Annotated in this window: 5 protein-coding genes and 1 pseudogene; 1 reads left to right on the top strand and 5 read right to left on the bottom strand. The window is 75.9% G+C overall.

The features are described from left to right. Positions 1-28 precede the first annotated feature (28 nt). The 4 genes from B124_RS33585 to B124_RS33600 form a co-directional block, all read right to left on the bottom strand. Entirely contained in the window at positions 29-2,038 is a 2,010-nt protein-coding gene (locus tag B124_RS33585; protein WP_496506800.1) for an aminotransferase-like domain-containing protein, read from the bottom strand. 137 nt (positions 2,039-2,175) lie between these two features. Continuing rightward, positions 2,176-2,934, bottom strand: coding sequence for a B3/B4 domain-containing protein (locus B124_RS33590; protein ID WP_496506808.1), 759 nt, complete (start codon positions 2,932-2,934; stop codon positions 2,176-2,178). A 2-nt stretch (positions 2,935-2,936) separates the two neighbouring features. Beyond that, positions 2,937-3,548 (bottom strand): LysE family translocator, encoded by a 612-nt coding sequence (locus B124_RS33595; protein ID WP_496506801.1) that lies wholly within the window; start codon positions 3,546-3,548, stop codon positions 2,937-2,939. 162 nt (positions 3,549-3,710) lie between these two features. Further along, on the bottom strand, positions 3,711-4,646 hold the full coding sequence (locus B124_RS33600) for a LysR family transcriptional regulator (protein ID WP_496506802.1): 936 nt from the start codon (positions 4,644-4,646) through the stop codon (positions 3,711-3,713). A gap of 176 nt (positions 4,647-4,822) precedes the next feature. Here B124_RS33600 and B124_RS33605 point away from each other — a divergent pair, with 176 nt between their 5' ends. Beyond that, entirely contained in the window at positions 4,823-5,578 is a 756-nt protein-coding gene (locus B124_RS33605) for a sulfite exporter TauE/SafE family protein (RefSeq protein ID WP_496506803.1), read from the top strand. A 3-nt stretch (positions 5,579-5,581) separates the two neighbouring features. Here the strand turns inward: B124_RS33605 and B124_RS33610 are convergent. Continuing rightward, positions 5,582-6,553 (bottom strand): annotated as a pseudogene (locus B124_RS33610) (serine/threonine protein kinase); the annotation flags it as partial.

Below are 6,553 nucleotides of genomic sequence, written 5' to 3' on the forward strand. Positions count from 1 at the left end.
GGATCACCGCTCCGCTACGGCCTGACCGTTACGCCCCGCGCAGCGCCCGGCCCAGCAGCCTCACCCCCTCGGTCACGGCGTCGGGGTGGCTCGCCGCATAGCCGAGGACCAGGCCCGGCGGGCCGGGGCGGAGGCGGTGCCAGGACAGGGGCTGCACCTTGACGCCGCAACTCAGCGCCGCCGCCGCCAACTCCGTATCGGTCACCCCCGCGGGCAGTCGCCCGCCGGGCCCTCGCCCGCCGCCCGCGCCGGAGGAGCCCGAGCCGGAGGAGCCGGCGCCGGAGGAGTCCGTGCCAGAAGAACCCGCGTCGGACGAACCCGAGCCGCCCGCACCGTCGAACGTCACCGTCAAGTGCAGCCCCGCCGCCGCGCCGTGGACCACCGCGCCCGGCAGGTGCTCCGCGACCGCCGCTATCATCGCGTCCCGCCGCCGCCGGTGCCGCCCCCGGAGCAGCCGCAGGTGCCGCTCCAGCTCCCCGGACTCCATCAGCCGCGCGAGCACGAGCTGCGGCAGCACCGCGTTGCCCAGGTCGGTGAAGCGCTTGGCGTTCACCAGCGCGTCCCGGTACCCCGGCGGCGGCACCACCCAGCCCACCCGCAGCGCCGGCGCCAGCAGCTTCGACACGCTGCCCATGTAGCAGACGCGCTCCGCGAGCATCGCGCGCAGCGCGGGCACCGGCGGCCGGTCGTAGCGGTGTTCGGCGTCGTAGTCGTCTTCGAGTACGAGCCGGCCGCCGTCCTCCGCCCAGCTCAGCAGCTCGCGCCGCCGCTCGCCGCTGAGCACCGCGCCGGTCGGGAACTGGTGCGCCGGGGTGAGCAGCACCGCACGCGCGCCGGTGGCGCGCAGCGCGTCGACACGTATGCCGTCGGCGTCGACCGGCACCGGGAGGATGTCCAGCCCGCCGTTCTCCAGATGCTGGCGCGTACCGAGCGAACCGGGGTCCTCCAGCGCCACCGCCCCCACGCCGTCGGAGCGCAGCACCGGGTGCAGCAGGGTCAGCGCCTGGGCCGTGCCGGCGACGATGACGACGTCGTCGGGGCTGGCGCGGATGCCGCGGTTGCGGGCGAGCCAGCCGGCGACGGCCCGGCGCAGCGCGGGGGCGCCGCGCGGGTCGCCGTAGCCGAGGTCCGCGGCGGACATCCCGGCGAGGACGGCGCGCTCGGCGCGCAGCCACGCGGCGCGGGGGAACGCGGCGAGGTCCGGCAGCCCCGGGGTGAGGTCGATCCGGGCGGGCGCGGCGCGCAGCGCGTCGAACGCGTCGGGTCCGGGGGCGGCGGGAAAGAACACGTCGGGACGGCCCGACCGCGCCGCGCCCGGCCCCGCCGCCCCGGAGCCCGCCGCCCGTCCCGCGCCCGCAGCTCCCGGCGCCGCCGCCGCGCTGTGGACCACCGCGCCCGGCCCCCGTCCAGCGCCTGCCGCGCCCGGCCCCGCCGCCCCGGAGCCCGGCATCCGTCCAGCGCCCGCAGCCCCCGGCGCCGCCGCCGCGCCGTGGACCACCGCGCCCGGCACCCGTCCCGCGCCCGCCGCCCCCGAGCCCGGCGGCGCGGCTCCCGCTCGACGGCCCAGGCCCAGGCCCAGGCCCGGTCGCCGGGAGCCCGGCACGCCGCCCGGCCCCGGCGCCTCGCCGCCCGGTTGTCCCCCCGCACCGCGGCCCTGCCCGGGCGCCCCGGAGCCCGGTGCGGCCCCTCTCCGACGGCCCGGCTCCGGCTGCCCGGAGTCCGCGGCGGCCCCCGTCCCCACCGGCGCCGCGACCACCACCGTCCCGCCGCGCCGCCGCCCCTCGACGTGCCCGTCCTCCGTCAGCCGCCGATACGCCTCCGTGACCACCCCGCGCGACACCCGCAGCTCCGCCGCCAGCGCCCGCGTCGGCGGCAGCCGGCTGCCCACCGCCAGCCGCCCGTCCGCGATCGCCTCTCTCAGCCGCCACGCCAGCCAGTCCGCCATCCCGCCCGCCGGCGCATCCCCGACGTCGAGCTGCAGGAAATCCGACCCGTACGCTTTGGACCTCTCAGCGGCCCTGCCTTCCACCCCGTTCATGGAGCCATCGTGGCACGCGCCACTGACAACGCCCGCCCGAAGCTCCGTCGCCGCAGCTCAGGCCCGCCCCTCACGCCCCGAACCCCCGCCCGCCGCCGCACCCCCGCACTCCCGCACCCCCTCACTCCCTTACTCCCTCACTCCCCGAACACGAACTCCGGCGCCGCGCCCGTCAGCAGCGCCCCCTTCGAGACCACGCCCCACAGGCCCTCCAACTCCCCCTGAACCGCATCCGTCAGCTCCGCCACGTCCGCCGCAGCCGTCTCGTGGAGCGCCTCCGCCACCACCAGCACCCGCCGCGTCTCCGCGCCCACCGCCGAATACCCGCTCTGCCGGTTCGTCCAGCGCCGCGCATGCGCGCGCCCCGCCGAGTCGGCGAACGTCACCTCCCCCGCCGCCGGATGCTCGTCCCCGCCGCCGAACGTCGTATACGTCTCGTCCCCCCGCGCACGGCGCACCTCAAGCCACGGCTCCGCGATCCGGTCCACGTCCAGCACGGCGACCGGGATCGCGTACGCCACGGAGACCGCGTTGCACAGGTCCACCACCGGGTTGATCCGTGGCAGCGACCCCTCCCGCCGCAGCCGCCGCAGCAGCGACTCCGACGCGCAGCGGTACTGCGTCGGCCGCAGCCCCAGCCGTGCGTACGCCCGCCGCCACGCCCGTACCTCGGGGAACTCCCCCTCCGTGCCCGCCGCCAGCCGCCGCCGCGCGACGTCCGTGTACGCACTGACGCGCGCGTGCAGCTCCGCATCCGCGCCGGGACCGGGACCGAGGCCGGACCCGGGACCGGACCCGGGGCCGGGACCGCCACCGCGCCCGAACTCCCCGTACAGCACCCCCGCCACCAGCTCCGGAAACTCCGCCCGCAGCTCCTCCGCATGTCCGAAGCGCATCGTCACGCCACCGCCAGCTTCGCGCCCAGCCCCACGAACGACACGGCGAACACCCGCCGGATCCCCGCCATCACCCGTGGCCGCCCCAGCACCTGCCCGCGCACGGCCGCCGCGCACACCCCGTACGCCGCGAACACCACGAACGTCAGCCCCATGAACACCGCGCTCAGCCGCAGCATCGCCGCCGTCGACCCCTCCTGGCCCGCCGGTACGAACTGCGGCAGGAACGCCACGAAGAACATCGTCAGCTTCGGGTTGAGGAGGTTGAGCAGCACACCGGAGACGATCACCCGGCCCACCGGCTTCGGCCCGGCCGCCGCGTCGTCCTCGACTACCAGGACCTGCCTGTCGCGCAGCGTCGACCACGCCATGTACAGCAGGTACGCGACGCCCAGGTACTTCACCACCTCGAACGCCACGGCGCTGGCGTGCAGCAGCGCCGCGAGCCCGGTGACGGTCGCGATGACGTGCGGGACGGTGCCGAGTGTGCAGGCGAACGCGGCCACCACGCTCGCCCGCCGGCCGTGGGACAGCCCGGCGGCGAGGGTGTAGACCACGCCGGTGCCCGGCGTGGCGACCACGACGAGCGTGGTCAGCAGAAAGGCGATGCTCATGGACGGCCTCCGGCGGGCGCTACTCGGCTACTGCGGAACACCACCACCCTCACCCACCGATGGCCTGACAGGCAGAGCCAAAGAGGAGCGAGATCACCGGTCCATAACCCGGAAGCCCGCCATAACTCAGAAGCCCGCCGGGCCTCAGAAGCCAGCCAGGACTCAGGACCCCGCCACAACGCCGGCGCCCGGAACGCCCCCCGCATCCGCCACGCTCCCGGAGCCCGCCACCAGCTCCGCGAACGCCCGCGCCAGCGGCGACAGCGCCGCCCACCGCCGCACCGCCCACCCCGCCCACAGCGGTGGCAGCTCCGGTACGGGTACGAGCCGCACCCCCGGATGCCGCCCGTCGCGCCACCCCGGCAGCTCCGGCACGACGGCGTAGCCGAGCCCCAGCTCCGCGAGGAGGATCGCCGTGTCCCAGTCCGCGACCGACGTGTCGAACGCCGGCAGCCGCACCCCCGACTCCGCGAACCACGCCTCCAGATGCGCCCGCGAACTCGAGTTCCCCGGCAGCCCTATGAGCCGCACCGCCGCCAGGTCCGCCGCCCCCACCGCCGACCGCTCCGCCAGCGGATCGCCCTCCCGTACGGCCAGCACCCACGGCAGCTCCGCGGCGCGCCGCAGCTCCACGCCCCGTACCGGCGCGCTGATCGTGATCCACGCCAGGTCGGCGCTGCCCGCGGCCAGCGCGGCGACGCAGCCGCGGCTGGAGTTCTCCGTCTGGAACTCCAGGCTGACCTGCGGATACCGCTCGCGGAACGCGACGACCGCCGCCGACATGAAGTGCCGTACGGTCGTCGCCCCCGTCGTCACCCGCACCGACCCGCCGTCCCCGCGCGCCAGGTCGCCCAGCCGCCGCAGCGCGTGGTCCACGCCGCCGATACCCTCGGCGGCGGCGCCGCGCAGCAACTCCCCGGCGTGCGTGGGCACCACGCCGCGCGGGTGCCGCTCCACGAGGCTGAGGCCGACCTCCCGCTCCAGCCGCTTGACATGCTGGCTGACGGCCGATTGCGTACAGCCCAGCTCCCGCGCCACCGCGCTCAGGCTCCCCGCCCGGCACACCGCGACGAACACCCGCAGGTCGTCCAGAGTCATGCGCGTCAAGCTAACCCTTGGGGACGCCCAAGAACACCCGAGGATTGACTTGGGCGGACCGCCGCGCCCACGATGACCACGATCTTCGCGGTACGCCCGCCCCCCGCTGACCGCCGCACCGCACCCCACCGGGACCGCACCCCGCCGGGACCGACCTACGGAACGAGGACGCCGCCGTGGAACCGCTCGAAGCCGCCGCGCTCGCCGGTGCCGGACTCGTCGCCGGCGGCATGAACGCGGTCGTCGGCTCCGGCACGCTCATCACCTTCCCCACGCTCCTCGCCCTCGGCTACCCCCCGGTCCTCGCGAACGTCTCCAACACCGTCGGCCTCGTCCCCGGCGTCGCCGGCGCCGTCTACGGCTACCGCCGCGAGCTGCGCGGCCAGCGCCGCCGCATACTGCGCTTCGGCACCGCCTCCCTCCTCGGCGGCCTGGCCGGCGCGCTGCTGCTCCTGCAACTGCCCGCCGAGTCGTTCCAGGCTGTGGTCCCCGTCCTGATCCTGACGGCCTGCGCCCTGGTCCTCCTCCAGCCCCTGCTGAGCCGGCGCCTCGCCGAGCGCGACGAGGACGACGACACCGACGGCGGCACCCCGCTGTGGATCGGCGTCCTCGGCACCGGCGTCTACGGCGGCTACTTCGGCGCCGCCCAGGGCGTCATCCTCATGGGCCTGTTCGGCACCTTCGTCCGCGACGACCTGCAGCGCCTCAACGCCGCCAAGAACGTCCTGGCCGCCCTCGTCAACGGGGTCGCGTCGATCGTCTTCGTCATCGTCACCGACGTCGACTGGACCGCTGCCGGCATCATCGCCACCGGCTCCACGCTCGGCGGCTTCGTCGGCGCCCACCTGGGCCGCAAGCTCACGCCCGCCCTGATGCGCACGGTCATCGTCGCCGTGGGCACCACCGCCGCGCTCACCATGATCATCCGCTGAACGCTACGGCTGCGCCGTGCCGTTCCGCCAGACCGTGACGTCGAGGACGAGGTAACTGCTCGGGTCGCTCTCCGGCGAGACTCCCTGGTACGTGATCAAGGCCATGTGCCCGGCCGTAGTCTCCAGGCAGATGTTCGCGCCCTCCTCGACATCGCCCAGGTAGATCGATTCGGTGTAGCGGGTCACCTCGCGGCAGGTGTCGAGCGTGGGCTCCTCAGTGGGCTGGAGAAGGACGAACCGGCCGTTGTCGGTTTCCAGATATGGCCCGGATTCATACTCGATATCGCCGTCGCCGTCGGTCTCCGGCCTGAGCGGTTCGTCCTTGAGGTTGAGGTAGTACGACGCGGGCAGTTCGATGCCCTCGTACGCGACCGGCTCCGGATCCGCCGGCGGCGCGCTCGGCGGCGGGCTGCTCGCGGGCGGGTCGTCGTTCTGCTGCCGGTCGCCGGCGCCCTTCTCCTTGCTGCCGCTGTCCTTCCCGGGCGAGTCGCCGGAGCGGTCCTGGCTGCTGGTGTTGTCGCCGTCGTCGTCCTTGAGGGTGTTCACCAGGTACGCACCGCCGGCGGCGCCCAGCAGCAGGGCACCGGCCACCAGCCCGGCGACGAGCCCGGTGCGCCGCTTGCGGGGGCGCGGCGAAGAGGGGGCGTGGGTCTGCGCCTGGGTCTGGGGCTGGGCCGCCTGCGGCGGCCGGGAGGCGCCGGGGCGCGGGGCGGCGGGCTGGGTGGGCGGGTGGACCGGGGCCGTCTCGGTGGCGGGTTGCGGTGTCTTCGGGTACGCAGCGGGCGTTTTCCCGTACGCGGCCGGCGCCCCCTCCTGCGCAGGTGATGGGGGCGGCGCAGCAGGCGTCGGTCCCGCAGCCGGCGTCGGTCCCGCGGCGGGCGGCGGGGCCGCGGCCGGCGCCGGTGCCGCAGTCGGCGTGGGCGGCGCGTCCGGCGCCGGTGCCACGTCCGGCGCCGGTGCCACGTCCGGCGCCGG

This window comes from Streptomyces sp. CNP082 (genome assembly GCF_059570535.1).